General features: G+C 70.6%; 16 protein-coding genes and 1 pseudogene. 5 read left to right on the top strand and 12 right to left on the bottom strand.

Annotated features, from left to right (window positions below):
- Positions 1-65: 65 nt before the first annotated feature.
- The 4 genes from ABTX78_RS23855 to ABTX78_RS23840 all read right to left on the bottom strand — a co-directional run bounded on the left by ABTX78_RS23855 (position 66) and on the right by ABTX78_RS23840 (position 10,144).
- Positions 66-4,382, bottom strand: coding sequence for an Eco57I restriction-modification methylase domain-containing protein (locus ABTX78_RS23855; protein WP_352208818.1), 4,317 nt, complete (start codon positions 4,380-4,382; stop codon positions 66-68).
- Positions 4,379-7,621 carry a DISARM system SNF2-like helicase DrmD gene (drmD, locus tag ABTX78_RS23850; RefSeq protein ID WP_352208817.1) on the bottom strand — a complete coding sequence of 1,081 codons (3,243 nt, stop codon included), beginning with the start codon at positions 7,619-7,621 and terminating at the stop codon, positions 4,379-4,381. The genes ABTX78_RS23855 and drmD overlap by 4 nt, the downstream gene beginning before the upstream one ends.
- A gap of 159 nt (positions 7,622-7,780) precedes the next feature.
- The gene (locus ABTX78_RS23845) at positions 7,781-9,043 is read right to left on the bottom strand and encodes a serine/threonine-protein kinase (protein WP_352208816.1); all 1,263 of its coding nucleotides are present in this window, start codon (positions 9,041-9,043) and stop codon (positions 7,781-7,783) included.
- 180 nt (positions 9,044-9,223) lie between these two features.
- Positions 9,224-10,144 carry a serine/threonine-protein kinase gene (locus ABTX78_RS23840; protein ID WP_352208815.1) on the bottom strand — a complete coding sequence of 307 codons (921 nt, stop codon included), beginning with the start codon at positions 10,142-10,144 and terminating at the stop codon, positions 9,224-9,226.
- 164 nt (positions 10,145-10,308) lie between these two features.
- Here ABTX78_RS23840 and ABTX78_RS23835 point away from each other — a divergent pair, with 164 nt between their 5' ends.
- On the top strand, positions 10,309-12,294 hold the full coding sequence (locus ABTX78_RS23835) for an N-6 DNA methylase (RefSeq protein WP_352208814.1): 1,986 nt from the start codon (positions 10,309-10,311) through the stop codon (positions 12,292-12,294).
- A 65-nt stretch (positions 12,295-12,359) separates the two neighbouring features.
- Here ABTX78_RS23835 and ABTX78_RS23830 read toward each other — a convergent pair.
- Positions 12,360-12,677 (bottom strand): annotated as a pseudogene (locus ABTX78_RS23830) (TIGR02679 domain-containing protein); the annotation flags it as partial.
- Complete coding sequence (locus ABTX78_RS23825) at positions 12,664-13,182, bottom strand: DoxX family protein (protein ID WP_352208813.1); 519 nt, start codon at positions 13,180-13,182, stop codon at positions 12,664-12,666. The gene ABTX78_RS23825 and the pseudogene ABTX78_RS23830, both read right to left, overlap by 14 nt.
- Before the next feature lie 207 nt (positions 13,183-13,389).
- On the opposite strand from ABTX78_RS23825, the gene ABTX78_RS23820 reads away from it, so the two are divergent.
- Positions 13,390-13,812, top strand: a complete 423-nt coding sequence (locus ABTX78_RS23820; protein WP_352208812.1) for a DUF350 domain-containing protein — start codon at positions 13,390-13,392, stop codon at positions 13,810-13,812.
- 67 nt (positions 13,813-13,879) lie between these two features.
- On the opposite strand, the gene ABTX78_RS23815 is transcribed toward ABTX78_RS23820, so the two are convergent.
- The 5 genes from ABTX78_RS23815 to ABTX78_RS23795 all read right to left on the bottom strand — a co-directional run bounded on the left by ABTX78_RS23815 (position 13,880) and on the right by ABTX78_RS23795 (position 20,226).
- The gene (locus ABTX78_RS23815; protein ID WP_352208811.1) at positions 13,880-14,611 is read right to left on the bottom strand and encodes a 2OG-Fe(II) oxygenase; all 732 of its coding nucleotides are present in this window, start codon (positions 14,609-14,611) and stop codon (positions 13,880-13,882) included.
- Positions 14,608-16,071, bottom strand: a complete 1,464-nt coding sequence (locus ABTX78_RS23810) for an AlkA N-terminal domain-containing protein (protein WP_352208810.1) — start codon at positions 16,069-16,071, stop codon at positions 14,608-14,610. The genes ABTX78_RS23815 and ABTX78_RS23810 overlap by 4 nt, the downstream gene beginning before the upstream one ends.
- A gap of 86 nt (positions 16,072-16,157) precedes the next feature.
- The gene (locus ABTX78_RS23805; RefSeq protein ID WP_352208809.1) at positions 16,158-17,366 is read right to left on the bottom strand and encodes an NAD(P)/FAD-dependent oxidoreductase; all 1,209 of its coding nucleotides are present in this window, start codon (positions 17,364-17,366) and stop codon (positions 16,158-16,160) included.
- The gene (locus tag ABTX78_RS23800) at positions 17,363-18,760 is read right to left on the bottom strand and encodes an FAD-dependent oxidoreductase (RefSeq protein WP_352208808.1); all 1,398 of its coding nucleotides are present in this window, start codon (positions 18,758-18,760) and stop codon (positions 17,363-17,365) included. The genes ABTX78_RS23805 and ABTX78_RS23800 overlap by 4 nt, the downstream gene beginning before the upstream one ends.
- On the bottom strand, positions 18,757-20,226 hold the full coding sequence (locus ABTX78_RS23795) for an FGGY family carbohydrate kinase (protein WP_352208807.1): 1,470 nt from the start codon (positions 20,224-20,226) through the stop codon (positions 18,757-18,759). The genes ABTX78_RS23800 and ABTX78_RS23795 overlap by 4 nt, the downstream gene beginning before the upstream one ends.
- 279 nt (positions 20,227-20,505) lie before the next feature.
- Between ABTX78_RS23795 and ABTX78_RS23790 the strand changes: the two genes are divergently transcribed.
- Positions 20,506-21,501: a hypothetical protein gene (locus ABTX78_RS23790; protein WP_352208896.1), complete on the top strand. Its 996-nt coding sequence runs from the start codon at positions 20,506-20,508 to the stop codon at positions 21,499-21,501.
- A 97-nt stretch (positions 21,502-21,598) separates the two neighbouring features.
- Positions 21,599-23,128: an amino acid permease gene (locus ABTX78_RS23785; protein WP_352208806.1), complete on the top strand. Its 1,530-nt coding sequence runs from the start codon at positions 21,599-21,601 to the stop codon at positions 23,126-23,128.
- Positions 23,129-23,198: 70 nt separating this feature from the next.
- On the opposite strand, the gene ABTX78_RS23780 is transcribed toward ABTX78_RS23785, so the two are convergent.
- Positions 23,199-25,322, bottom strand: a complete 2,124-nt coding sequence (locus ABTX78_RS23780) for a PQQ-dependent sugar dehydrogenase (RefSeq protein WP_352208805.1) — start codon at positions 25,320-25,322, stop codon at positions 23,199-23,201.
- Positions 25,323-25,516: 194 nt separating this feature from the next.
- On the opposite strand from ABTX78_RS23780, the gene ABTX78_RS23775 reads away from it, so the two are divergent.
- On the top strand, positions 25,517-26,266 hold the full coding sequence (locus ABTX78_RS23775) for an SDR family NAD(P)-dependent oxidoreductase (RefSeq protein ID WP_352208804.1): 750 nt from the start codon (positions 25,517-25,519) through the stop codon (positions 26,264-26,266).
- Positions 26,267-26,325 lie beyond the last annotated feature (59 nt).

Genomic DNA, 26,325 nt, shown 5'->3' with positions numbered 1-26,325 from the left:
CGGAACAACGGGCTCGCTCACGTCACTTGAGGTGAGGGGAGCGAGCCCGTTGTCATGCTGTCGGCTCAGAACAGGGCGCCCTCAGCGCCCTCACCGAAATCCGACCCACCTCGCGCGGCCAGCTGCTCCTTGCGCTTCCGAATGGCTTCGGGCGACGGCGGGGGCAGGTCTGGGTGCTTCTCTCGCGCCTTCTTCTCCGTCACACCCTTGTGCAGCCCGAGGTGAACCTCATCAGCGTATGCCTGGTGGTTCAGTTGGCGCAGACGGTCGATGATCTCGGTTCGGGCGAGGAGACCGATGGTGTAACGGGTGCCTTGGTCGGTCTCTTGGAAGCCGTGGTCGAGTGGGAACGTCTCATGGGTCGAATCGGCGGGTGAGCTCTGCCCGGAATCGTCGAGGAGGTCACGCCAGCCGTAGGCCTCAACAGTGGCCTTGTCGATCTCCTCGTGGATTCGGCGGAGTTCGACGATCTCTGGATCTTGGCACTCTGGCTGATGAACCAGGTTGCAGGTGTCAGTAAGCCCCATTCCACGAGAGAGCATCAGCTGCTGCCGATGCGAGTTGAGCCGCTCTCCTGCCTTGCCAAGTCGTTCCGTCAGAAGGGGGCGAACCAAAGTCTCGAAGACATCGGTGGTCGTATAGCGCAAGTCGCCCTTAATTGTTGAGCCACGGTCCAAGGCCCACCAGTAATGCGGAGCGCTACTCAATAGAGCGAGAAGCGCATGGTCCTCAGATGCGAACAAAGCGAGTGCGTGCGAGAACACCTGACCTGTCGGCACCAGAACCGGCATGGCAGTAGGCGTATGAATAGTCATCACGATGCAATACGGCAAGCCGGAGATAGCCGCGAGCATCGCAGGACGCTTCTCAGCGTACTGCCACCAATAGTCGCGATACACCTTGCGATTATTCTTGTCTCGCTCAGGCTTCACGTCGCGAAGTGATTTGGCGTACGCCAGGGGATATTCCTCAGCCCGCCCTTCCGGCCAGTCATGAAAGTTGATAACCCATCGATCCGATACATGATCGGGTCGATTATTGACATCCTTTCCATTGACGAACGGAAAGAGGATTTCCCTATACCGCCCATCTCCTTCAATCCATCGCATAGCTTCATCGCGCGGCAAGGTGAAACCAATACCGTCGATCTTGCTCCCAGTGAAGGAGATCCCAGCGTTGACCGCAAGAGGCTCCACGAGCGATGACTGGCGAGTTACGGGAGTGAGCGAAGTTGAAATACCCTTGGATACAGGAACACCCGCCAGTATGGGAACAGCGTCAGCTCCCATGGAGCCGGTCGTCCAAATCGCACAGTATTCCAGTACCGCTGAGCTCGCTGGCCATGGTGCAGTTTTTACAGCTCGCCGGAAAGTCACACCAATATTCGCCAACTGGTCCAGCGCGACTTCGCGAGTGTCCCCTTGAGCTAGGGTGTTCGTTGCGATTAGCCCCGCTTGCCCCTCAGTGTTGAGTAGCTGATGAACCCTCAGAACAAAGTAGGCGACAAGATCAGCGTTGCCTCGCTTTCCGTTAGCTACACGATCGATGAGCTCTTCACGGTAAGCCTCACCGAACGCCCCGGTGACTTTACTGCCGCCCAGAAACGGAGGATTTCCTACAATTGCATCGAAGCCCTCCCCTAGAGAAAATACCTCAGGAAACGCAAGTGGCCAGTGAAATGGTTTCCGGACCAAACCCCCCTCCGGCAGCTCCGCCACCAGCCACTCCTCCGCCGTAACCCGAGCCCCCCGCACCACCTCGGAGTCGTCCTCGACCCCGTCCTCCATGATCCGCTGCACGATCCACGCAGCCCGAGGGAACAGGTCCCGGACCCGCTCTCCGCCCTCCCCCTCGTACCAAGGCACCCGCCCCGAAGCACAAGTGGCAATCGCCGCCCCCGCGATCAGGTCGCCCACCAGCCGCAGCCGCCGCGAATGCCGGTTGACCTCCTCCAACCGCTCCCGCTTCTCCTGGAGCGCAGGCAGGTCCACGCCCTGGATGGCTGTGATGGCCAGCCGCTCCCGCGTCAACTGGTCCACCAACTGCCACGCCTGCTCGGCCAGGACGTCGGTCTGCCCGCTCGGCTTCATGTGCACCGACTGGATCTGCTCCATGTGGTGCACGCCCAGCAGCGAGTCCCCCGCCACCAACCGGTCGTCCAGGAACGTGAACGGCCGCCCCGGGTCCATCGACACCAGCCACAGCGACAGCTTGGCCATCTCCACCGCCATCGGGTTGATGTCGACGCCGTACAGGCAGTGCTCGATGATCTGGCGCCGGGCCTCGACGACCACCGGGTCCTGCTCCGCGTCCACCGCTGTCACCGCGTCCACGGCCCGCCCCGCCCGGTACGCCATCGCGTCCGCGCGGCCCTCGGATTCCCACGCCTCGATCAGGCGGTCGCCCAGGTAACGGCAGGCCGCGACCAGGAACGCCGCCGAGCCCATCGCGATGTCCGCGACCTTCAGGTCGAGGATCTGGTCCGCCGACTTCAGGCGCCACTCCCCCGTGTCCGCCGTCTGGAGCGGGCCCGGCTCGTACACCAGCGGCTCCAGCGCGTGCAGCACGACCTCCTCCGCGAGAAACCGGGGCGTGTAGTGCGTGCCCGTGTTCTTCCGCAGGGAGGACTCCGTGACGTACAGCGCGCCGTTCGGGATGACCGTCGGCAGGCCCCGCAGGTCGTCCCGGAGGATGCCGACGAACGGCAGCAGCCGCTCCGTCAGTGCAGGGTCCTTCGTCACCGCGTTCAGCCGGCGCCGTGCCTCCGCCGCGTCCTCCGTGCCGAGCGGAGCCAGCTTCTTCTCCAACTGGCCAGCCGTCGCAGGGGGCTTGGGGTCCTTCCACTTCTCGTGGACGGACGTGGCGAGCGTCTTCACGGAACCGCCGGCCTTCGCCGCCAGCGCCTCCAACTCCCGCAGACCGACCTCGTGTTCCAGGCCCTGGGGGCCGATCAGCCCCACCATGTGCTCGGTGGCCCTGCGTCCGTCGAACGACAGCAGACCCTCGTACACGTAGCCGATCTGTTCGACGTCCAGCGCGCGGAAGCTGAGCGTGCGGACCTCTCGGTCCTTGCCCCTGCCGACGCGGACCTCCTGCACGGCCTGGAGCATGTGCAGGACCGTGCGGTCATCGATGGGGAGGAGCGGGGTGGTGCGCTCCAGCCACGGGTACTTGTCCGGGTCGAAGATCGAACCGTCGTACGCGGGAAGGTGGAAGCCCGAACCCGGGTGGTCCACTCCCCCGTGCACGGCGTGGAAGAGGGCGATGAGGCGGTGCCACGCGGACGTCGTGTGCTCCAGCGACGTCTCGCCCTCCTCGTCCGCCCGCGCCTTCAGCTCGTCGCGCAGGAAGCGGGCGGAGTAGGAGCGGGCGTACACCTCGTTGTCCGCCGGGAGCAGGACCCGCTCCTCCGCGAACAGCAGGAAGACGACGCGCATCATGACCGCCACCGCGCCGCGGTACACCTCGCCCGCGCTGACGCCGGACGCGTGCAGGCTCGGCGCCCCGTGCTCGACCGCCCGCACGTCCGCGCGCCCTATGGCGTCCACGAGGAGTTCGACCGCCTGGCGCACCTGCACGCCAAGCGCCTCGGTGACATCCTCGCCCGCCGCGAGGCTGGCCTTGAGCAGGCCGACCAGCGTCTCGGCGTCGTCGTACTCGAAGAAGCGGCGGCGCCGCAGCAGGGACACGAACGCGCGGACGACGTTGCGCTCCGCCCGCTCGTTCCAGCCGATGGAGTCGAAGACGACCGTGGTCGTGACGCCGCCAAGCGGGGCCCAGACCAGGCACCACCAGCGGCCGTCGGTGACCAGGCCGAGCGGTACGCCGTGGTGGCGCAGGAGGCGGGCCAGGCGGTCGGCGGGGGCCGCGGACCAGTCGCCGCCACCGCCGACGCGGGCCGTGGGCGCCGTACCCGCCGGGACCGTCATGCCGAGCAGGCGTACCCGCTTGGCGGCCGACTCCGCGTCCGGTTCGACCGCGAGGTCCGTGCCCGGTTCGACCAGCGCGAAATCGGGGCGCACCTCGGTGTTGTGCTCCGCCACGCGCAGGGTGAGGCGGTCGAGGCCGTGGTGCTCGGAGTCGCCCTGGCGGAACGCCAACGCGTCGTCCCAGCCCAGCAGGCGGCCCAGCACGTACGCCACCCACTCGTCGCGGCCCGCCGTCGTGTCCGTCTGCCAGTCGGCGTGGCGGGCGCGGAGGCGGGCGCGCTCGTCCTTCTCCAGGGCGTCGAGCTGGGGCCAGGCGCGCAGCAGGACGGGCATGGTCAGGAAGGGGCCGGAGACCTCGGTGAGGTCGAGCCACTCCTGGTGCTGCCTGCGGCCGTCGGCGGCCTGGGCCTTGGCGGCGGCTACTCCGGCGCTCATGGGGCGGCGGGGGCTCATCGGCGGGCTTCCTTTGCGGGGATCACGAAGACGACGGCGGCGGGGAAGAGGTGGGAGCGGGGCTCGCGGTAGCGGGCGGCGATGGCGGCGAGTTCGCGTGTCCGTTCGGCGGGGAGGCCTTCGAGGCGTTCCTGCCAGCGGCGGCGGTCGTCCTCGAACTGGCGGCGCTCGTGGCCGGTCAGCTCGTGGGCGGACAGCAGCGCGAGCTGTTCGCCCTCACCGTCGCCCTCCTCCTTGAGCTTGGCGCGCAGGGTGGCCTCGAAGCGGTCGAGGGTCGCGGTGATACGGCTCTCCTCCTCCGTCCGGCGGTCGGCGAGCCTGCTCTCCAGCTGGCGGCCGAGTTCACCGGCGCGGGCCTCCAGGGACCGGTAGAGGGGGTCGCGAAGCCTCTGCCAGGCCTCGGTGAGTTCCCTGCGGAGGTGCGGGGCCGCCTCGACGCCGTCGGTGAGTGCCCGGGAGAGGACCCTGCCCTGTTCGTTCACCGACTCCCAGCGGCGGAAGCGGCCGGTGTCGCCGAACCAGCCGCCCGCGTACAGCACTTCCTCGTGCAGGCGGGTGCCGTCGGTGCCGACGAGGACGTACCGGGCGTACGCGGAGACGAGGGTGGTGGTGACGGCCGGGTCGTCGGAGACGACGGCGGTGACGCGGTGGAGGCCGATCAGGTCCGCGTTCCAGACGGCGGCGGTCAGCAGGCGGGTGGAGAGGGCCACGAGCGGGTGCTTGAGGTGGGCGAGGACGACGTCGTCCTTCGCCTGGGCGGCCACCGCCGGGGAGAAGGTGAGCGGGCGCTGCTCGCCCTCGCGGAGCTTGTGGGCGAGGCCGCGGGTGGCCCGCTCCCAACTGCCGGACAGGGGCTGTACGTCGAAGAGGTCGCCCGGCTCGAAGTCCTCCGCGCGCAGGGTGGACGGCAGCAGCGGCGGTTGATTGTCCAGGGCGAGGGCGGTGTCCACGACGCGCTTGACGTTGCCCGGGGTGAGGCCGAGCGCGGTCACCGTCTCGTCGTACTGGTCGCCGAGCCGTTTCGTCTGCGCGGTGACGTTCTGCTCCGGGGCGACCTCGCCGCCCGTGCGACGGCCCTTGATCGGCTTGGGCTTGGCGTTCTCGATGTCGACCGGTGCGGTGTCACCGGTCATCCGGCGCTGTACGGCGTCGGCGAGGACGGCGTTGACGGAGCCCAGGTCGTGCTCCATGCGCGCGACCTTCTTGGCGACCCGGGAGAGGAACTCCAGGTCGGCCTCGTACGAGCCGGCCTGGGCCTGCTGCCAGCCGGAGCCGATGAAGTGGGTGATCTCCGGGTCGTGCTTCTGGCCCCAGCGGTCGACACGGCCGATGCGCTGTTCGAGCTTGTTGGGGTTGAAGGGGATGTCGTAGTTGATCAGGCGGTGGCAGTGGTTCTGGAGGTCGATGCCCTCGCCGGCGGCGTCGGTGGCCAGGAGGATGCGGACCTTGCCCTCCGCGCGGGACGGCTCGGTCTGGAAGCCGAGGCGGATGCGCTCGCGCTCCTCGGCGGACAGGCCGCCGTGCAGGCGCTCGACGCGGCCCCCGTCGGTGAGTTGCTCCTGCTGGAGGAGGTCGTGGAGCCACTTCTGGGTGTCGCGGTACTCGGTGAAGACCACGACCCGTTCGTTGGTCCACTTCTTGCCGTCGGGGCGGCAGACGGCCTTGAGTTCGGCGATCAGCGCCTCTGCCTTGGAGTCGGGCGCGGCCTCGTGGGTGAGTGCCCAGCGCTCCATCTCCTGAAGCAGGTCCAGTTCCCGGCCGTCCTCCGCCGGGGTGAGCGAGGTGGAGCGGGTCAGCGCGTCGTCCTCGGCGTCGACCAGACCCGTGTCGTCGAGGTCGGCGACGAGGTCCGCGAACTCCTCCAGCCACTCGGGGACTTCGGCCGCGGCCGTACGGCCTCGCGCGGGGCCGGTGTCCTCCAGGTGGGAGAGGTAGACCTGGACGGTGTGGAGGAAGGCCGCCGGGGAGGAGAACAGCCGCTTCTTCAGCAGCAGGGTCACCAGGTCGGCGGCGCGGCGGCCGCCCCGGGCCTTCGGAGTCAGCTTCCCGCGCCGCAACTCGGCGAAGGCACCCAGCAGCTGGTGGACCTCGCGTTCCTGCTGGGTGTAGTCGACGGAGAGTTCGAGGGTCTTGCGGGTGCGGAAGCGGGGCGTGCCGTCGGCATTGGTGACCGTCGATTTCAGGCGTCGTACGACAGTGTCCTTGAGGGCTTCCTTGTCCGGGTCCACACCGCGTGCGAAGCGCTGGTCGTCGATGAGTTCGAGGAGCGCGGTGTACGACTCGGGGTAGCCGTTGTGCGGGGTCGCGGAGAGGAAGAGCCGGTGCTCGAAGTGCGGGACGAGGCGCCGGATCAGCTTGGTCTGCTGGGAGTCGACCGCGTACACCTGCTTGGGCGCGGCGGGCGCGACGTGGTGCGCCTCGTCGAGGACGAGCAGGTCGAAGAAGCGCTTGTGCTCGCCGTCGGTGCTCTCCTCGGGGGCGCCGATGACCTCGTCGAGGAGGCGCTGGGCCTTGTGGCCACGCAGCCAGGGCAGGGAGACGATGGTCAGCGGGTGAACCCGGAAGGGGTTGGCGGCGGTGCCGTGGGTGCGCCGCAGGCGGGCGCAGTGCTCGGAGTCGACGATGGTGAACTCCAGGCCGAACTTCTCGGCCATCTCGTCGCGCCACTTGAGGGTGAGGCCGGCGGGGCAGACGACCATGGTGCGGCGGGCCCGGCCGCGCAGCATGAGTTCCTGCACGACCAAGCCGGCCTCGATGGTCTTGCCGAGGCCGACGTCGTCGGCGAGGAGGAGGTTGACGCGGGGAGCGCCGACCGCCCGGGAGACCGGCTCCAGCTGGTACGGCTCGACGGCGACGCCGGAGCGGAACGGGGCCTGGAGGGTCCTGCCGTCGGCGGAGGCGACGGCCGACCAGCGGACGGCGTCGAGGAACGCGGCGAGGCGGTTCGGGGAGTCGTAGGAGCCCGTGGAGGCGTCGGGCAGGGAGCCGGCGGGCAGGACGCGGCGGCCGGGCTCGACCTCCCAGATGACGGAGAGTGTGTCGCCGAAGCGGCCGTCGGCGACGGACTGGAGGTGGACCAGGGTCGCGGGGCGCCGGTTCTCCTCGCCGTCGGACGCGGCCGGAGACGGCTCGACGCGGGCGACCACCCAGGACTGGCCGCGCACCTCGACCAGATTCCCTTCTTCGGGGAGCGGCTGCGCCCCCGTCCGCTCGGTCTCGCGCTGAGCTGCTGGCGTCATGGGCGCTGTTCCCCTCGGTGTTCACCTGCCGTCGTCCGCAGACAGTGTCCCGTGTCCTGTCTCCCCTCCGGAACGACGTGACGGCACATTAGCACGAGCCATATCCTGTGAACAGAGATTACAAACCACCGGATCGGCGGTTGGGATCACCGGTGACCCTCAGCCCATGCGACGCAGCCGCCCCAGCAGCGTCCGGCTCCGTCCATGCCCGTCGTCGGACTCGGGCAGGACCGTCTCCTCCTCGTCGGCCAGACGGCGCAACAGCCCCTCGGCGGCATGCCGTTCCCCAGTACGGATCAGCAGAACGGCGATCTCGTAGCGGGTGTCCAGCACGGCGGGGTGGCCCGGACCGAGCAGGCTGCGCTGTTCGGCGAGGACGGACTTCAGCTCGTCCAAGGCCTCGCGGGTGCGGCCGAGTGCCCCCGCGCACAGGGCGGCTCCGGCCCGGGCGGCGAGCGTGCCCGCGCGATCGAGGCCGGGGTCGGCCATCAGCTCGCGGTACTCCTCCAGAGCGCGGGCCGGACGTCCTGCCCGGCGCAGGGCGGCCAGCTCGTCCAGCCGCGGGTGAGCGGGCGTGGTCCCGGCGAGGCGAGCCGGTCGGGGCGCCCAGGCGGCGAGCAGGGCGGCCACCTCCTCGGCGGAGGCGGGCCGGTCCTCGGGCTTCTTCGACAGCAGCCGCTCGACCAGCGCCCGCAGGCCGTCCGGTACGCCGGGGCGACGGTCGGCGAGCGGCGGGACGGCGTCGTTTGCGTGCCGGTGGTACAGCATGAACGGGCTGGCGTCAGTGAAAGGGGGCGCGCCGGTGAGCAGCTCGTACAGGACGCATCCCAGCGAGTACAGGTCGCTCGCGGGCACGGTCCGGCCGACGGCTTGTTCGGGCGCCATATAGACGACCGTGCCGGGAGTGGCGTTGGCAGCGGTGAAACGGGTCTCGCCGGGCTCGGGCTCCAGAGCCGCGGCGACCCCGAAGTCCAGGACCTTGATCTCCCCGTCGGGGGTCAGCATCAGGTTCGACGGCTTCAGGTCGCGATGCACGACCCCCTGACCGTGGGCGTAGGACAGCACCTCGGACGTGCGGCGGGCCACGTCCGCGGCCTGCTCGACACGCAGAGGGCCATCGTTCTTGAGGACGGCGTCCAGGGCGCGGCCCGGGACGAGATCCATGACCAGGAACAGCTCGCCCTCGTGATTGCCGTGGTCGTGGACGGCGGGGACACCCGGGTGCCGCAAGCGACCGGTCAGGCGGATCTCGCGCAGGAACCGGCGCTCCAGCGTGCTCGGTTCGGGGCCACGGCCGCGGGTCGCGAGGAGCTTGACGGCGACCTCGCGGTCGTGATCGCGATCGTGGGCCGCCCAGACGACGCCCATCCCGCCCCGGCCCAGCTCGTGCGTCAGCTCGTACCGCCCAAGGCTCCGCCCCATCGCGCCCCGCCCTCAGTTCCGGTGCCTGCCGCGCCCGCCGCCTCCCGCGACCGGGAGCGTCGCGGCTCCCCGGCCGACCGGGCCATTCTGTCACCGGTCACGAGACTCCTGTGCCGCGCGTGACCAAGAAAGTGCGGGCTGCAACGATCAGAGCCCTCTGGAACCGGGTGGCTCTGTCGCTCACAGCGGCACAGGGCCCTGGGGGACCAGGAAGGGACGGCGTGGGTCCTCGGGCGGAGTCCGCCTGACGGCCAGTCCGGGATCCGGCTTCGGCAGGTGGGGTGCCAGAGCGGCGTAGACCTCGGCCGCCGACGCGGGACGGTCGTCCGGCCGCTTGGCCAGCAGGGCCGTGATCAGGTCCTGGAGATCCCCGGGCACACGTACCCCCGCGTCGGCGACGAGGGGTGGGGGCGAGGCGAGATGGTGGGAGGCCAGGAGCGCAGGCTGATCCGTGGGAAAGGGCGTCTCACCGGTGAGCATGTGGTGCAGCAGGCACCCCACGGCGTACAGGTCGCTGCGGCCGTCGAGCCGGTCCCGGCCGGCCAGCAGCTCGGGAGAGGCGCAGATGAGGTTGCCGACGCCCTCGCCGGTCGTCGTCAGCCGCGGATCGGTGTCACTGAGCAGCTTGACCAGGCCGAAGTCGAGGATCTTCACGACGCCGTCGCGGCGGACCATCACGTTCTGCGTTTTGAGGTCACGGTGCACCAGGTCGGCCGCGTGGACCGCGGACAGCCCCGCGCACAGCTGGGCGGCGACGGCGGCCGCCGAGGGCACGTCGAAGCGGCCATCCTCCTGCTGGTCGAAGAGGTACTCGAGCGTGGCGCCGTCGATCAGTTCCATCACCAGGCAGCACGTGTCGCCCGCGATCGACGCGTCGAAGACCGTGGCGACGTTCGCGTGGTCGAGGCGCGCGGCCGCCCGCGTCTCCCTGCCGAACCGTGCGAGTGCGGCGTCGCGGCTGCTCGCCACGGCCAGCAGTTCCGTGGCGACGGTCTTCACCGCGACGGGCCGGTCAAGAGGCAGGTCGCGCCCCTGCCACACGTGCCCCATCACTCCGCGGCCCAGGATGGACTCCAGCCGATAGCGGTCATGGATCACCATTCCCGGCACGGGACTCCACATATTTGCCGACCTCCACATTCCCTACACAACACGATGGAACATGCATGCTGTGAACAAAGTCAATGAGGGTAGTAGCCTTCCCGCATGAACGGCCGCTGGGAACGCCGACCAGCCCAGCCGCCAAGTACCTCGGAGACTGAACCATGAGTGCCCATGACGCCGTCCCCGTCAGCCTGGCCGAGATCGCCCGGATCGCCGGCGTCGGGCGAGCCGCCGTGAGCAACTGGCGGCGCCGTCATGACTCCTTTCCCAGCCGGATCGGGGGCACCGACGTCAGTCCGCAGTTCTCGCTGGCAGAGGTCGAGCAGTGGCTGCGAGGCAACGGCAAGCTCAGGGACATCGGCGGCCGGGAACTCCTGTGGCCGCGTTTCGAGGCACTCGGCAGCCGGAACGAGTCCGGGCTCGCCATCGCCGAAGCGGCTCGCCGTATGCGTTCCTCCAAGGCGCGGATCACCCACCCCGAACTCTCCCCGCGAGCCCGTGACCTGGTGGCCCAAGCAGCGAAGGTGGGACGGGAAGAAGGGCCGCGCGAGACCTTCGAGTTCCTGCTGCAACGATGGCTGGAAACCCATGTCCGCCAGCTCAGTACCACCCCGCCTCAACTCGCCGCGCTGATGGCCCGGATCGCCCTCGCCGTCCGCCCCGGCCCGGCACAGGGCGGACTGACCCTTCTCGACCCGGCGTGCGGTACCGGACACCTGGCCGCCGCGGCCGTGCAGGAGTACGACAGCCCTGCGCTGGAGGTACTCGCGTGCGAAAAGGACCCGGCGCTGGCCGCGTTGACGGCCGGCCGGCTCGAGTTCCTCACGGACGACCACGACATCCGGACGCAGATCGCCACCGCCGACGCACTGCGGGACGACCCCTTCGCCGGAGCGATGGCTGACATCGCGCTGTGCAATCCCCCCTTCAACGAACGTGACTGGGGCTACGAGGAGCTCGCCACCGACCAGCGCTGGACGCACGGCCTGCCCCCTCGCACCGAGCCCGAACTGGCCTGGGTGCAGCACCTGCTCGCCCTCCTCAAGCCGGGCGGGGCCGCCGTGGTCGTCCTTCCGCCGGCCGTCGCATCACGTAAGGCAGGCCGCCGTATCCGCGGTTCGCTGCTGCGCACCGGAGCCCTCCGCGCGGTCGTCTCCCTGCCTCCTGGCAGCGCGCAACCGCACAGCGTGTCACTACAGTTGTGGATCCTCCGCGCGGCGCCGGCCGGCCCTGCCGCCGCTCCCCCGAGCCAGGACGCCCTCCTGGTGGACGCCACACGTTTCGCGAGGTCGGGAACACGCGAGCCCAGCCCCGACTGGGACAGCCTCGGTTCGTTCGTACTCACCGCGATGGCGACCCTCGAGCAGGCGGACCAGGAGCCGCCGCAGGGCGCCGTCCGTGTGCCCCTCCTTGACCTTCTCGACGACGAGGTGGATGTCACTCCGGGGCGCTACACCGCGACGACTGCCGAGCCGTCCCGTAAGGAACTCGCCGGCAGGTGGGACGACTTCGGATCATTGCTGGCCGATCTGGCCGATGATGCGCGGCTTCTGTCCGCACTCGACTTCGAGGTCGGGACTCCCCGGACCACAGCGACGGTGGGAGACCTCGTCAAAGCCGGAGCACTGACACTGCGCGCCGGCCAGCAGCCGCCGGAGTCGGTTGCACCGGCTCGGGGGGCCGCTGTTCCGCTCCTCACCGTTGCCGACCTTCTGAACGACGGCACTCCCAGCGGGGTGGTCCCCACCGGCTCGGCCCCATCCATCGCCGAGGAAGGCGACGTCGTGGTCGCCGGTGTGGCTCGAGCCTTCAAGGCGTGGGTCCACGAAGGAACGCCGATAGCCCTGGGCCCTCAGCTCTACATCCTGCGGGTGGACGCGGAGAAGCTGGAAGCACACTTCCTCGCCGGCTGTCTGTGCGCGCCGGCCAACGGGCGCCAGGCGGGCACCCACGCCTCCAGTTCGTCCAGGGTCGACATCCGGCGTCTTCAGGTGCTCCAGCTTCCCCTGGAGAAGCAGACGGAGTATGCCGAGACGTTCCGTCGTCTCCGGGCGTTCGAAGAGTTGCTCACCACAGCTGGCAGTTCGGGCAAGGGGCTGGTGAGCGACATGAGTGATCGTCTTGCGGCAGGTGGGCTGACCGCTTGACCTCCCCCGCCCCACCGGCGGCCCGCCGGTGGGGCGCCTCGTGCGGGTGACGAGGCAATGCGCCACAGGGCACGGCGCGCAGGCGTGTCGACGGGGAACTCGACACCTCGGGCCGGCGCGATGCCGCGGAGGACCAGACGGGACAGCAGCGTGCCGTCGTCCAGGCCGTGGGCCGAGGCGGTGGCCCGGGTTGCCGGCTCGCCGCGCCCCCAGGTGATCGGGGGTCTGTGTGGGGAAGAGCGTCGCGAGAGTACGGTCGCCTGGGTGACGACGGTGGCCGCCGTGTGCGGATCCTTGCGGGGGTTGTGCTCGCCGAAATGGGAGTCGAGCCACCAGGACACCTCAGCCGGGGCCGTGTAGCCGGCTCGCCTACGACTCGGCATCCACCCGGCTCTTCGCCCGCCGCCCGACCACCACCGCCGCACCCACCGCGCTCCCCACGAACGCCGCCGCCAGCGTCCAGCCGCGGTCGAACAGGTGCCCGCTGGCGTGGTCGATGGAGTAGCGGCCCGGGCCGGCGAGGCCAACGGCTGCCGCGGTGAAGCCGAGGAACGCCGGGTACTCGAAGCCGCCCGCCGTGGCGAAGAACCCGGCGGGGGCGTGAACCGCCACCGCGCCCGCCATCGCTCCCGCCGCGGCCGCACCGGCCGCCGGCGTGGCGAGGCCCAGGGCGAGCAGCACGCCGCCGCCCGCCTCTCCCACCCCGGCGGCGATCGCGCTCTGGCGGCCGGGGTGGTAGCCCATGGCCTCCATGGCCTGGGCCGTGCCCTCGATGCCTGGGCCGCCGAACCAGCCGAACAGCTTCTGCGATCCGTGCGCCACGAGCACCGTTCCGGTGCCGAGGCGCAGGGCGAGCAGTCCGAGGTCACGTCGGTTGAGGCGGGCCATGAGTGTCTCCCGGTGCCGGTGGGGCGCGAAGGGTGGAATGCCGCCGCGGAGGCGCATGTGACCACTCTCGTCCCGTCCGGCCGCCCACCCTCGGTAGTGCTACTCCATTCGTGTGACGCGGGTGCCTGATCCACTCCGCGGGGCGTGCGGTAGATTTTGCGCGCCCTGACCGGCATCAACCTCATCGACACGGAGACCGGCCCCTCAATGAGCGACATCGTCAACGGACTTGGCCGCGCGAGCGCGTACGGCGCACTCGGTGTGGTCCTCCTCATCCTCGGGATCTTCCTGATCGACCTGCTGACGCCGGGCAAGCTCGGCCGTCAGATATGGGAGGACCGCAACCGCAACGCCGCACTGCTGCTGAGCTCCGCGCTCCTCGGTATCGGCGGCATCGTGTTCACCTCGATCTGGACGACGTACGACAACTTCGGCAAGGGCCTTGCCTCGACGGCCGCGTTCGGCCTCCTCGGTCTGGTGATGATGGCGGTGGCGTTCCTGGTCGTGGACCTGGTGACGCCGGGCAAGCTCGGCGCGACCCTCGTGGAGCCGGAGCCGCATCCGGCGGTGTGGGTGACGGCCTCGTGCAATCTGGCGGTGTCGGCGATCGTCTCCGCGTCGATCGCCTGAACCGTCTGACCGGCCTGGCGCCGGCCTCGTCCCGATGCGTCGATCGCCTGACCAGCCCTGCGAAAGCTCACGATGCGTCGTGGAACACGAGCCCCAGGGTGTGCCGCTTCCCCGACCTGATCGCGCTCACTCCGTGCCGTACCGGTGACGCCGACCAGCCGCGGCTGGAGCGGACCGGGCGGTCGCGGGTGGTGAAGATCAGGGCGTGGCCCTGTTCCAGCAGGGTCGCCGTGCCGCGGGACTGGGCGCGGGGCCGCTGTTCGACCAGGAGGAACTCACCGCCCGTGTAGTCGGTACGGGGCCGGTCCAGGCCGATGGCCACTTGCAGGGGGAAGACCGCTTCTCCGAAGACGTCACGGTGCAGGGCGTTCCAGTCGCCAGGACCGTAACGCAGCAGGATCTGTGAGGACTTACTCTGTCCGGCCCGGTGGCAGATCGCGAGCCAGTCGTCCAGTTCGTCGGGCCAGGGTGCCGGCCGGTTGAGCCGCTCGGCCCAGTCGCGGGCGATGGGCAGCAGCCGCGGGTAGAACGCGGCACGCAGCGCCTGGACCGTCGGCGGCAGCGGGTCGGCGAAGTAGCGGTAGGTGCCGGATCCGAACCGGTGGCGGGCCATGTCGACCGTGGACCTGAATTGCTCGGGCTCGTCCCAGAGGGCGGCGATCGCCCGGCACTCGGCCGGATCGAGGATGCGCGGCGTCCGGGCGCAGCCGTACGCGTCGATCTCCTCCGCGACGGCCGTCCAGTCCGTGGTGGGGAGGACTGCTTCGGTGGCGGGGGCTTCGGTGCTCCGGACGGTCATGGTGTGCTCCAGAAGTGGTGCATGGCGTACGAACTCCAGGGCCGCCACGCCTCGGTGTCGGAATCCTGCGCGCCCGCCCGGCGCATGCCCGCGCGGACGGACGGGTCGTCGGTGAGGAGGACGTCGGGGTCGCCCAGGGCCCGCATCCGGATGTAGCCGGCCGTCCAGTGGTCGATGCCCGGCAGGGCGAGCAGACGGCGTTCGGCCTCGTCCCGGTCGGCGCCGGGGTCGAGAGTCACGGTGCCGTCGGCGAGCGCGGTGGTGAGGGTGCGCAGGGCGGCCCGACGCGCGTCGGGCAGGTCGACTTCGTGCTGGTCGGCGTCCGCCAGGGTGGCGGCGTCGGGGAAGAGATGCGTGAGCCCGCCGCTCGGTTCACACAGCGGACGGCCGTGTGCGACGACGAGCGCGTGGCCGCGACGGCGTTCCTCCGCGGTCGCCGCCCTGTGGCCGAGCACGGCGCGTACAGCGAGTTCGTGCGGGTCGGCCGCGCCGGGCGCGCGCAGTCCGGGGCGGGCGGCGACCAGGGGGGCGAGCGCGGGGTCCGCCCCCAAACGTTCGGCGACCGCGCACGGGTCCGCGTCCAGGTCGAACAGACGGCGCACGCGCTGGGTGGCTGTCGTCAGGTCGCGCAGATCGGTCAGATGCAGCCGGCACTCCAGCCAGCCCCCCGCGCCCGGCTGTTCACCGACTTCGGCCACACCGGCGCCGCCGGGGAGGCGCAGGGTGCGCCGATAGGTCCGGGACCCTCGCTCGCCGACGATCTCCTCGATGCCGGGGACGGCACGGGCGTCGAGGTGGTCGAAGACCTCGACCGCGGCGTAGGGGCCTCGGTGGGCGAGCCGCAGGGGTACGCCGGCGCGGCCGTTCGCCGCCGCGACGGGACCGAAGCGTGAGGTGCGTCCGGGGCGGGCGGAGCGGATCTCGCTCGGCGTCGCGGCGTAGATCTCGCGCATGGTGTCGTTGAACTGCCTGATACTGGCGAATCCGGCGGCAAATGCGATCTCCGCGGCCTGGAGGGTCGTCGTCTGGAGCAGTACGCGGGCGGTGTGTCCGCGTTGGGCCCGGGCCAGCGCGATGGGGCCGGCGCCGAGTTCGGCGTTGAGCTGGCGCTGTACCTGGCGGGCGCTGTAGCCCAGCCGGCCGGCGAGCCCCGCCACGCCCTCTCGGTCCACGATCCCGTCGCCGATCAGCCGCATCGCACGGCCGACGACGTCGGCGCGGGCGTTCCACTCGGCGGATCCCGGCACCGCGTCCGGCCGGCAGCGGCGGCAGGCGCGGTAGCCCGCGCCCTGGGCGGCAGCCGCCGTGCGGTAGAAGGTCACGTTCCGGCGCTTGGGGGTGATCGCCGGGCAGCTGGGCCGGCAGTAGATCCCGGTGGTGGAGACGGCGAAGAAGAAGACGCCGTCGAACCGGGCGTCCCGGCTGCTCACCGCCTCGTACCTGCTGTCCTCGATCGTCATACGGCCAGTATGGGCACCGCCTCTGCGGCCGGGCTGGCGGAATTCGGACGTCACGTTCGGCAGGCTCGGACCAGCTCTCGGGCCGGTCAGAGGCTGATCAGCACCGGGCCGCCACCGGGGTCCAGGCCTTCGAGCCGGCCGACTCGCACATGCAGCGGACGGCCGGGCCGGGCGGGCCTCAGGAACTGCTGCCGGTGCAGCACCCGGCCGTCCTGGCTCACCAGCACACGCGGCGGCGCCAGCGGTGCACGGGGGCGCAGAACGAACCGCACCGCCTGCGGGCCCTGCGGGTGGACGACGTTCGGCACGGCCCACAGCAGCGGGTCCTCGACCCGTACGGGCAGCCCGGGGCCCGGCCACGGCTCGCCCGCGAGGTGGCGCAGCACGTCCTCCGCGGCGGCACTGCCCTCCTCGGCGGCGACCCCGGCCCGCTCACCGCCGTGCAGCAGATTCCCCGCCGCGAAGACGCCGGGTGCGGCCGTGCGGAAGGCGCTGTCGACGGCCGGTCCGCGGGTGCCCGCGTCGAGCGCGATCCCGCCGCGTCGGGCCAGTTCGTGGTCGGGGATCCAGTCGCCGGTGAACACGATGGTGTCGCAGCCGAGGGTGGTGGTCCGCCCGTCCTCGTGACGCAGCCGTACGCCGGTCAGCCGGCGCCGGCCGAGCAGTTCGACGACATGTGTCCTGGCCAGCAGGGGCACGGGTCGGCGCAGTGACGGCGCGAGGATGCGGGGCTGTTCGGTGACCATGGCGACGGTCTCGGCGCCGCTCGCGCGCAGGGTGCGCACCGCGGAGAAGGCGACCGGCTCCGCGCCGACGACGACCGCGCGGCTGCCGACCCACTGGCCGTGCAGGTGGACGGCCTGCTGGAGTTCGCCGGCGGTGAGGACACCCGCGGGCCGCGTGCCGGGGACGAGCCGTGCGCTGCGCGGGCGTTCACGGGCTCCGGTGGCGAGGACCATGGCCCGTGCCGAGACGGTCTCCAGACCTGCCGGTCCGACGGTCTCCAGGGTGCGCGGGCCCGCCCAGCCGGTGACGGTGACGCCGGTGCGCAGCCGGGCGCCGGAGCGTACGGCGTCGTGGACGAGCCGGCGGGCGTACTCGGGGCCGCTGAGCGGTCGGTGCAGATCGCGGAGCCCGAAGCCGCCGTGGCAGCAGTGGCGCGGGATGCCGCCCGCCTGCTGCTCACGTTCGACGACCTCGACCCGGCCCGCTCCGGCGGCGGCCAGGCGGGTGGCGGCGGCGAGCCCGGCGGGGCCCGCCCCGACGACGAGGACGTCGACCGTGCGCGCGGTCATCGCCGTTCCTCCTCGAACAGGGCGCGCACCGCGGGCCCGCAGAAGAATCCCTGACAGCGGCCACCGCGGGCCCGGGTCCGCCGTCGCAGCCCGTCCAGGGAGCCGGGTGGGACGGTGCTGTCCAGCGCGTCGCGTATCTCTCCGAGGGAGACGCGTTCGCAGTGGCAGACCAGGGTGCCGTACGCCGGATCGGCGGCGATGAGCTCGGCCTGCTGCCAGGGGCGCGGGAATGCCTCGCCGAGGTTCGGCATCCGCACCGGTTCCAGGTCGCGGGCCGGACCGGGGTCGAGTCCCACGTCGGACAGCAGGTCCATGACGTACGCGGCGATGGCCATGGAGGCGGTCAGTCCGGTGGAGCGGATGCCTCCCACGGTGATGTACCGCTGCCGGACATGGGCGCGCACCTGGTAGTCGTCGTGCTCGGTGGCGGCGCGCAGACCGGCGTAGACGGCGGTGACCTCCTCGGTGACCAGCTCCGGCAGGATCCGTCGGCCCTGCTCGCGCAGGAGCGCGAGTCCTTCGGCCGTGGAGCCGGTGGCCCGCTTGTCGTCCAGGTCCTCGGCGGTCGGGCCGAGCATCACATTGCCGTACACGGTCGGGGACACGAGCACGCCCTTGCCGAGGGCGGTCGGCACCGGGAGCAGGATGTGGCGGACCAGTGGGCGGGCGAGCTTGTCGAAGACGATGAGCTGACCGCGGCGCGGGGTGACGGTGAAGCCGTTGTGGCCGAGCTGCCGGTCGAGTGCGTCGGCGTACAGGCCGGCGGCGTTCACGAGGAAGCGGGTGCGCAACAGACCGCGGCTGGTGGCCAGTTCGTGGTGAGTGGTGCCGCTGACGCTCTGCACCCGGCAGTTGAGATGCAGGTCGACGCCGCCGCGGACGGCCTGGGTGGCGTATGCGAGGGTGATCGTCCAGGGGCAGATGATGCTCTCGCCCGGGACATCGAGTGCGCCCAGCGCGCCGGGCCCGAGGTGCGGTTCGCGGCGGCGCACCTCGTCGGCGTCGACCGGTCGGGCGTCGTGGTAGCCGTTGCGCTCGGCCTTGGCGGCGAGGACCGGCAGCGCGTCCAGCTGTGCCCGGTCCCAGGCGACGAGCAGCGCGCCGATGGGTTCGACGGGGATACCGGCCTCGGCCGCGTAGGCCGCGAGACGGCGCTGTCCGTCGCGTACGAGCCGGGCCTCCAGCGAACCGGGCACGGCGTCGAAACCGGTGTGCAGGATTGCCGTGTTGGCCTTGGACGTTCCGTTGCCGACGTCGTCGGAGGCGTCCACGAAGGCGGTACGCAGCCGGTGGCGGGCGAGTTCGCGGGCGATGGCCGACCCGACGACCCCGGCGCCGACGACGATCACGTCGTAGAGGGAGTCCGGCAGTGCCCCGGCGGTGGTGACGGTCATGCGCCGGCCGTCCCCGCGCCCCCGGCGGTCGTGGGCGTACGGTCCAGCAGCGCGGCCACCTCGCCGCGGAACCGCCCGAGGCGTTCGGCCGCCTGCGAGGCGCCGATCCTCGGTTCGTAGACGGCGGAGGGCCGCCAGAGCGGCACCACCTGGTCGGTGGTCAGTGCGGCGTCCATGCCGAGCCGGGCCACGGCGCCGACACCGAGCGCGGTGACATCGGGCAAGGCCGATACTTCCACCGGGAGTTGCAGCAGATCGGCCTGCGTCTGCATCAGCAGCGCGGAGCGGGTGAGTCCGCCGTCCACCCGCAGACCGGTCAGTGGGCGGCCGAGGTCGGCGGCGACCGCGTCGGTCAGTTCGACGACCTGGGCGGCGATGCCTTCGCAGAGCGCGCGCACGAGATGCCCGGGACCGGTGTCGAGTCCGAGTCCGGTGAGTGAGCCGCGCAGGTCGCCCCGCCACCAGGGGGCGGCGAGTCCGGCGAGCGCCGGGACGAAGGTGACACCGCCGCTGTCGGGCACGGACGAGCCCACCGGGTCCAGGTCGGCCGCGCCCGCGATCACGCCCAGGTCGGTGAGCCAGCGGACGGCGGAGGCGGCCGTGTAGACCTGTCCGTCCAGGCAGTAACTGGTGTGTCCGTCCAGCCGCCAGGCGACACAGCTGACCAGGCCGCTGCCGGTGCGGCGCGGGTTCGATCCGGTCTGCGCGAGCAGGAACGCCCCTGTGCCGTATGTGCACTTGGCACTGCCGGGCTCGGTGACGCGCTGCGCGAGGAGGGCCGCCTGCTGGTCGACGAGGAGCCCGGTCAGCGGGATGCCGTCGCCGAAGGCGGTGGTGATGCCGACGGGCCCGTCGGCATCGACGACCTCCGGCATCCGTTCGCCGTCCAGGCCGAAGATGCCGAGCGCCTCGGGCGACCAGGCGACCCGGTCGAGGTCGAGGAGCTGGGTGCGGCCGGCGGTCGCCGCGTCGGTGACGAAGGCGCCCGTGAGCCGGTGGACCAGCCAGGCGTCGCTGGTGGTGACGACCCCGTCGCGGGTGCGTTCGCGGCGTATCCACGCCATCTTGGGCGCGGCGAAGTAGGGGTCGAGGGGCAGACCGGTGAGCCGGGTCAGTTCATCGGCGTGCGGGGCGAGTTCCTCGCACAGCGGCTCCGCCCGCCGGTCCTGCCAGACGATGGCGTCGGTGAGCGGATCGCCGCTCGCGGGATCCCAGGCCAGCACCGTCTCGCCCTGGTTGGCGAGCCCGACCGCGTGGACCGGTTCCCCGGCGTCGGCGAGGGCCTGCCGGCCCGCATCGACCACGGATGTCAGCAGGCTCACCGGATCGACCTCGACACTGCCTCCCGCGCCGTAGCGGGGTTCCACCGTCGCCGATCCGGTGCCGATCACTCCGCGTTCGGGGCAGATGACCAGCGCTTTCGTGCCGGAAGTGCCCTGGTCGACGGCAAGCACCGGGCCGGTCATCGGCCACCCCGCCCCTCGCTGGAAGGAAATCCTTGATCGTGGACGCAAGAAGCGTGGATCAGGGCACGTCGGTCGTCAAGTAACGATCGAAACCGACCACGGACCGATACTTCAGCAACTTCTTGTCGTCATCGAACAGTTGAGTAAGATCGGCGAAACTACGGGCCGTGGAGCGAGATCTCCCTTCCGGTCCCAACCCCCCACTGTCCCAAGAGGACCCATGACGACCAGAATGCGACATCCGCGCCGTTGCAGGCCGACGGGGGCGTTTACGCGCTGATGGCCCAGGACCAGAACCGCCCGGTGTACCACCCGGCGGGTCACGACAATGAACTGCGCGCTGCCATGCAGGACTTACGTACCGGCCGTTGGCTCTCCATGCGGAATCTGCTGGCCTCCACCTCCGACTGGGGTCTTTGGACGCAGCGGACACAGGTACTCGCCGCGGTGGCGGCCGGCTCCGACGCCGTACAGGCCTGGCGGGCCGAGGAACCCCACTCCCTCGCCGCGACCGTGATGCACTGCCGGATCTCCGTCGAACGGGCGCTGCGGGCCCACCGCGAGCAGCACCAGCGCACCCAGGACCTGTGGCACGAGGCCTGGGAGGCGTGCCGGATCGCCGCCCACCAGGGGCCCGACGACCCGGTGCCGTGGGTGTGTCTGCTGGCCCTGGCCCAACTCGACGAGAAGCAGCGGCTGGAGGAGCACCGGCAGATACCGCCGGGTCCCATGCTCTTCCCCGGACCGTGGGGCCTGCTGTCGGAGGCCCACAAACGTAACCCGCACAATCGCGAGGCGTACCACCGCATGCTGCAGTTCGTGTACGCCCGCAAGGCGGGCGGGCATCTGTCCGAGGCGGTCAACTTCGTGCAGTGGGCGTCCTCCACCGCCCCCACCGGTTCCGCTCTCCTGGCACTTCCGCTCTATGTCCGTGTCGAGCGCTACCGCCGCGACAAGGGGCATGAGCGGGCGCTGGACCTGCACTGGGTGACGGACGACGCCACCCGGGAGGCCACGCGGGCGCTGGAGGGCTGGTTCGACCATGTGAACCCGGCCCTGTCCTCGCTGCTCGACCTCAACCACCTCGCCCACGCGCTGTGGGGCTCGGGCCAGTTCGCCGAGGCCGCGCGGGTGTTCGAGGCGTTGGGCCCGTACTACACGGCACCGCCCTGGTCGTACCGCCCCCAGAGTCCCGGCGACGCGGGCCTGGCGGAGGAGGTATTCCTCCGTGCGCGCGGGAGATGCCTGGCCGCAGCGCACGAGGCGGGTACGTAGCCGAACGCTGCCGCCGTCCTGTTCCCCCCTTGCACCACAGCACCTCCCCTTCGCCCTGTCCGCTCAGTGCATCTTCCTTTCCCCCGGAGGTACAACGATGTCCATATCCCCGCCCAGGTGGTCGAAGCCGGACCAGTCGCCGCCCAAGGACGAGGAGGAGCGGCTGCGGGAACTGGGCTACCAGCCGGTTCTGGCCCGCCGCATGGGAAGCTTCGGCAACTTCGCCATCAGCTTCTCCGTCATCTCGATCCTCTCGGGATGCATGACGCTGTACGGCTTCGGTCTGAACACCGGCGGCCCGGCTGTGATGCTGTGGGGCTGGGCGGGCGTCGGCCTGTTCGTCCTGTGCGTCGGTATGGCGCTGGCCGAGGTGACGAGCGCGTACCCGACCTCCGGTGCGCTCTACTACATGGCCGACCGGCTGGGCGGACGCAAGTGGGGCTGGTACACGGGCTGGCTGAACCTGCTGGGCCTGCTGGGCGCGATCGCCGGTATCGACTACGGCTGCGCCCTGTTCACCGGCGCTTTTCTGAATCTGCAGTTCGGTTTTGATCCCACACCCGGCTCCACCATGATCATTTTCATCTGCATTCTGCTCATCCACGCCACCTTGAACCTCTTCGGTGTACGGCTGGTCAGCCTGCTCAACTCGGTCAGCGTGTGGTGGCACCTGGGCGGTGTGGCGATCATCGTCGGTGCGCTCGCCATCGTGCCGTCGAACCACCAGTCCCCCGAGTTCGTCTTCACCGAGTTCGTCAACAACACCGGCTGGGACAGCCCCATCTATGTGGCGGCGATCGGTCTGCTGCTCGCCCAGTACACGTTTTCCGGCTATGACGCCTCCGCCCACCTCTCCGAGGAGACCTCCAACGCCTCCGTCTCCGCCGCGCGGGGCATCGTCCGCTCGATCTGGGTCTCCTGGATCGCCGGATTCGCGCTGCTCGCGGGTCTGACGTTCGCCATCCAGGACTACGCCGGCACGCTGGACAGCTCGACGGGCGTACCGCCGGCGCAGATCCTGCTCGACGCGCTCGGCACGGGTGGCGCCACCGCACTGCTGCTGGTGGTCATCGTGGCGCAGCTGTTCTGCGGCAACGCCGAGGTGGCCGCGGCCAGCCGGATGGTCTTCGCCTTCAGCCGCGACAACGCGCTGCCCGGGTCGGCCATCTGGCGCAAGGTCAGCAGCCGCACCCAGACCCCGGTCCCCGCGGTGTGGCTCTCGGTCGGCTTCGCCTGCCTGCTGGCCCTGCCCTCGCTCTACTCCACGACGGCCTACGGCGCGGTGACGGCGATCAACGTCATCGGTATCACCCCGGCGTACGCGATCCCGATCTACCTCAAGCTGCGCGCCGGTGACCGCTTCGAGCCCGGTCCGTGGAACCTGGGCCGCTGGAGCAAGCCGATCGGCTGGATCGCCGTGGTCTGGGTGGCGTGTGTGACCGTGCTGTTCTGCCTGCCGCAGTCCAGCCCGGTGACGGTCGACACGATGAACTACGCTTCGATCGCGCTGGTCACGGTGCTGGTCCTGGCGACCGTGTGGTGGTTCGTCGCGCGTCGCTCGTACGGCACACCGCAGTCGTACGGCACCGCCCGTGAGCAGGCGGAGATCTCCGACCAGATCGTCTGACGCCCCCGCCGCATCCTTGTGGGCCCCGTCCGGACGGACGGGGCCCACAAGTGTGTCGGGACGCGGACGGCTACTGCCGCGCGCGCTGTCCGGAGACCTTCAGGTTCCGCAGGCTGCCCACATTGTCGAACGAGCCGAAGCCGACCCGGCCCGCGGCGAACGTGGTGTCGACGGCCGTCATCAACGGGTGCTTCGAGCCGTCGACATAGACCGCGATCTCGCCGCTGTCGGCGCAGTGCACCACGCGGACGTCGTGCCAGTCGGCGTCGGTGACGGCGGGCGGCGCACCGGTCGATCCGTTCCACTGGTGGTCGAGCCGCAGCCGGTCGGTGTCGTTCACCACGAAGATGCCGTTGTGCGGGTAGATCGTGTTGTCGGACGACAAATGGGCGTAGTAGAACCGGGTGTCCGACTGGTGACCGAAGACGATGATGACATCGCGGTTGCTGACCTCGACCGGTGTGTCGAGTCTGACCTCGGCGTCGATACGGGTGTTGCCGAAGCGAGGTCCGGCGCTCAGTACGGCGTACTCGAACGGCCTGCGCGGGCCGGGACGGGCGGTGCCCGCTTCGGCGAGCGTGACCCGGCCGCGCGGGAAGGTCCATTTTGCCGGGGTCACCGGCGCCCAGTTCCGCTGCCCGGTCACATGCGTCAGGGTGGTGCCGCTCGTCCGGCAGTCGGCGAACTGCCGTGTCCCGGTGACCTTCCAGATCTTTCCGTTGGCCTTGGACAGCAGATACAGCTCACCACGGGCGTCCTGGCCGAACCGGAGGTCGACCCGGGAGTCACCGACAAGCTCCGGCATGGTGACGCGCTTGCCGGTGCGGTCGAAGAGCATCAGCCGGTAGGCGTCCGCGAGGCGGTCCGAGCCGCGGCGCATCTCGCGCGTCTCGGAGTACAGCAGCCGGCCGTCCACCAGGTCGCCGTAGACGTACTTGCCGCGCAGGGCGGGGGCGAGGGTGCCTCGGTAGACGAAGCCGCCCACGATGGCCCGGCCGAGGTCGGACCTGCAGTTCCAGTCAGCCGGCGGATCATGGTCGTACGCGGCGACCGGATAGGTGTAGCCGTATTGCGCGTCGTCGGCGGGAAGCGGCAGCAGCCGGTCGCAGGGGTCGGCGGCGGCCTTGTCGTAGACGAAGGCCCCCTCCCGCTCGCTCCAGCCGAGGTTGTCCCCGGCCCGGACCTCGTAGACGCCTTCGACCGCGTGCTCCCCGATGTGACCGAGGTAGAGGCGGTGCGGAGCGGCCGCGTCCCAGCTGAAGCGGTGGGGGTCGCGCATGCCGTACGCGAAGATCTCGCCGAGCGCGCCGTCGGTGCCCACGAAGGGGTTCGACGCGGGGATGCCGTAGCGGCCGTTGGCGCTGCCGCGTCCGCGCGCGTCGATCCGGAGGATCTTGCCGTGCGGGAGGGACAGGTCCTGCGGCTCGCTGTTGTTCACTCCCTGGGCACCGTCGCCGACGGCGATGTGGAGCAGGCCGTAGTCGCGGTCGCCGGGACGGGAGGTCGGGTTGAAGTCGATCTGCTGGATGCCGTGCCCGCCGCCGGAGAACCCGATCCGCAGTACTTCGCGGCGGCTGCCGGCGAACGTGCCGGCGGAAGGTTCGTCGGCGGTCCACTCGGTCACGACGCCGTGGTAGTTGGTGACCGCCTGCTGCACGTAGTCGGGCCGTGCGGTGGTGGCGTCCGCCTTCTCGGTGTGGACGGTGTAGAAACTGCCCGTCCTGCGGAAGTCCGGGGCGAAGGTGACGAACCCGAAGCCCGACCCCAGCCCGCTGCTCGCGAAGAAGGCGGGGCCGACGGTGGCCGCGACGTCGAGATAGACGTGCGGTCGGCCGTTCTCGACGAGGTAGAGCCTGCCGTTGAGGTCCGGGACGGCCATCCGGCCGGAGTGGTCGGGCAGTTCGCTCAGAAAGTTGATACGGGCGTGGCGGCGCAGCCGCGGGTCGGTGACCGGACCGGGCACGGGTTCGCTCTTCGGGAAGGCGGCGTACTCCTCGACGACCAGGCCGAGACCCGATTCGACCGGTTGCTGCGGGACGGGGTCCCGGACCGGGTCCACGGCCTCCGCGGCTCGCGCCGTGAACGGGGTCGCGGTGAGCACCGGGACCAGGAGGGCCAGGGCCATCAGGGCGAGGAGGAGGGGTGAGCTGCGGAACGATCTGCTGTCGGGCCTGCTGCCGGGCTGTGCGGGCACCACTGGTCTCCTTAGCGGGGGGGAGGAGCGAGGCCCATTCATGTAAGCGATGTCCGTGTCCTTGAACAACCGTCGTGCACCTATCAGTTGGAGTCAGCGGCACATCCGGCCCGAACCTTGACACCACTTCGGCCGATACGTAACTTCCGGCACACGGACAAGACTTCTGGTCACATAGAGGAACGGTGGGGTGCGTGAGTCCACGGCAGATCGTGGTGTCGGGCGGCGGTACGGGAATCGGGCTCGCCGTGGCCGGGGCGTTCGCCGCGTGCGGCGACCGGGTCACCCTCCTCGGGCGCCGCGAGGAGGTTCTTCGTGCGGCGGCGGACAAACTCAACGCCACCCACGGCGAGTCCACGGTGAGCTGGTGCCCGGCGGATCTCTCCGAACCCGAACAGGTGCGCCGCGCCGCCCGCTTCGTCGGCGAACGCAGCGACACGGTCGACGTCCTCGTGACGAACGCGGGCGGCAATGTCGCCCCGTCGCACGAGGGCACACTGGAGGGCATCGCCGACGGCTACCGCCGCAACTTCGCCGCGAACGTCCTCACCGGCGTGCTGCTCACCGAGGCGCTTCTCCCCCAGCTGCGGCGGCCCGGCGGCCGGATCGTCCATCTGTCGTCGATCGCCGCCCTGCGCGGCCCGGGTTCCTACGGCGGAGCCAAGGCGGCCGTCAACACCTACACCTTCGAACTCGCGCAGAGGCTCGGCCCGGAGGGCATCACCGTCAACGCGGTCGCTCCCGGTTTCGTGGCGGACACGGAGTTCTTCGGCGACCGCGCGACCCCGGAGTTCGTCGCCTCCCGCCTACGGCGGACACTGACCGGACGGCCGGGCCTTCCCTCGGAGATCGCGGCGCTCGTGAGGTACGCCGCCTCACCGGAAGCCGCCAGTCTGACCGGCCAGATTCTGCACATCAACGGCGGCGCGGCACTCGGCCGCTGATCGGTTGTCAGTGGCGCGCGAGATGCTGGACGGTCCGACACCTCTCCTAGGGGGGAACT

This window comes from Streptomyces sp. NPDC096193, from assembly GCF_040302905.1.
Taxonomy (GTDB): Bacteria; Actinomycetota; Actinomycetes; order Streptomycetales; family Streptomycetaceae; genus Streptomyces.
The sequence above is the reverse complement of the archived record's forward strand: the minus strand, read 5'-3'. Positions and strand labels throughout refer to the sequence as shown.

What these genes read in the sequence shown, in the direction of transcription:
- ABTX78_RS23825 (WP_352208813.1), bottom strand. Translation starts at nt 13,182, where the DNA reads ATGGCCCGCCTCAACCGACGTGACCTCGGACTGCTCGCCCTGCGCCTC.
- ABTX78_RS23855 (WP_352208818.1), bottom strand. Translation starts at nt 4,382, where the DNA reads ATGAGCCCCCGCCGCCCCATGAGCGCCGGAGTAGCCGCCGCCAAGGCC.
- ABTX78_RS23815 (WP_352208811.1), bottom strand. Translation starts at nt 14,611, where the DNA reads ATGACCGTCCGGAGCACCGAAGCCCCCGCCACCGAAGCAGTCCTCCCC.
- ABTX78_RS23840 (WP_352208815.1), bottom strand. Translation starts at nt 10,144, where the DNA reads ATGGTGATCCATGACCGCTATCGGCTGGAGTCCATCCTGGGCCGCGGA.
- ABTX78_RS23790 (WP_352208896.1), top strand. Translation starts at nt 20,506, where the DNA reads ATGGCCCAGGACCAGAACCGCCCGGTGTACCACCCGGCGGGTCACGAC.
- ABTX78_RS23810 (WP_352208810.1), bottom strand. Translation starts at nt 16,071, where the DNA reads ATGACGATCGAGGACAGCAGGTACGAGGCGGTGAGCAGCCGGGACGCC.
- ABTX78_RS23845 (WP_352208816.1), bottom strand. Translation starts at nt 9,043, where the DNA reads ATGGGGCGGAGCCTTGGGCGGTACGAGCTGACGCACGAGCTGGGCCGG.
- ABTX78_RS23820 (WP_352208812.1), top strand. Translation starts at nt 13,390, where the DNA reads ATGAGCGACATCGTCAACGGACTTGGCCGCGCGAGCGCGTACGGCGCA.
- ABTX78_RS23805 (WP_352208809.1), bottom strand. Translation starts at nt 17,366, where the DNA reads ATGACCGCGCGCACGGTCGACGTCCTCGTCGTCGGGGCGGGCCCCGCC.
- drmD (WP_352208817.1), bottom strand. Translation starts at nt 7,621, where the DNA reads ATGACGCCAGCAGCTCAGCGCGAGACCGAGCGGACGGGGGCGCAGCCG.
- ABTX78_RS23795 (WP_352208807.1), bottom strand. Translation starts at nt 20,226, where the DNA reads ATGACCGGCCCGGTGCTTGCCGTCGACCAGGGCACTTCCGGCACGAAA.
- ABTX78_RS23800 (WP_352208808.1), bottom strand. Translation starts at nt 18,760, where the DNA reads ATGACCGTCACCACCGCCGGGGCACTGCCGGACTCCCTCTACGACGTG.
- ABTX78_RS23785 (WP_352208806.1), top strand. Translation starts at nt 21,599, where the DNA reads ATGTCCATATCCCCGCCCAGGTGGTCGAAGCCGGACCAGTCGCCGCCC.
- ABTX78_RS23835 (WP_352208814.1), top strand. Translation starts at nt 10,309, where the DNA reads ATGAGTGCCCATGACGCCGTCCCCGTCAGCCTGGCCGAGATCGCCCGG.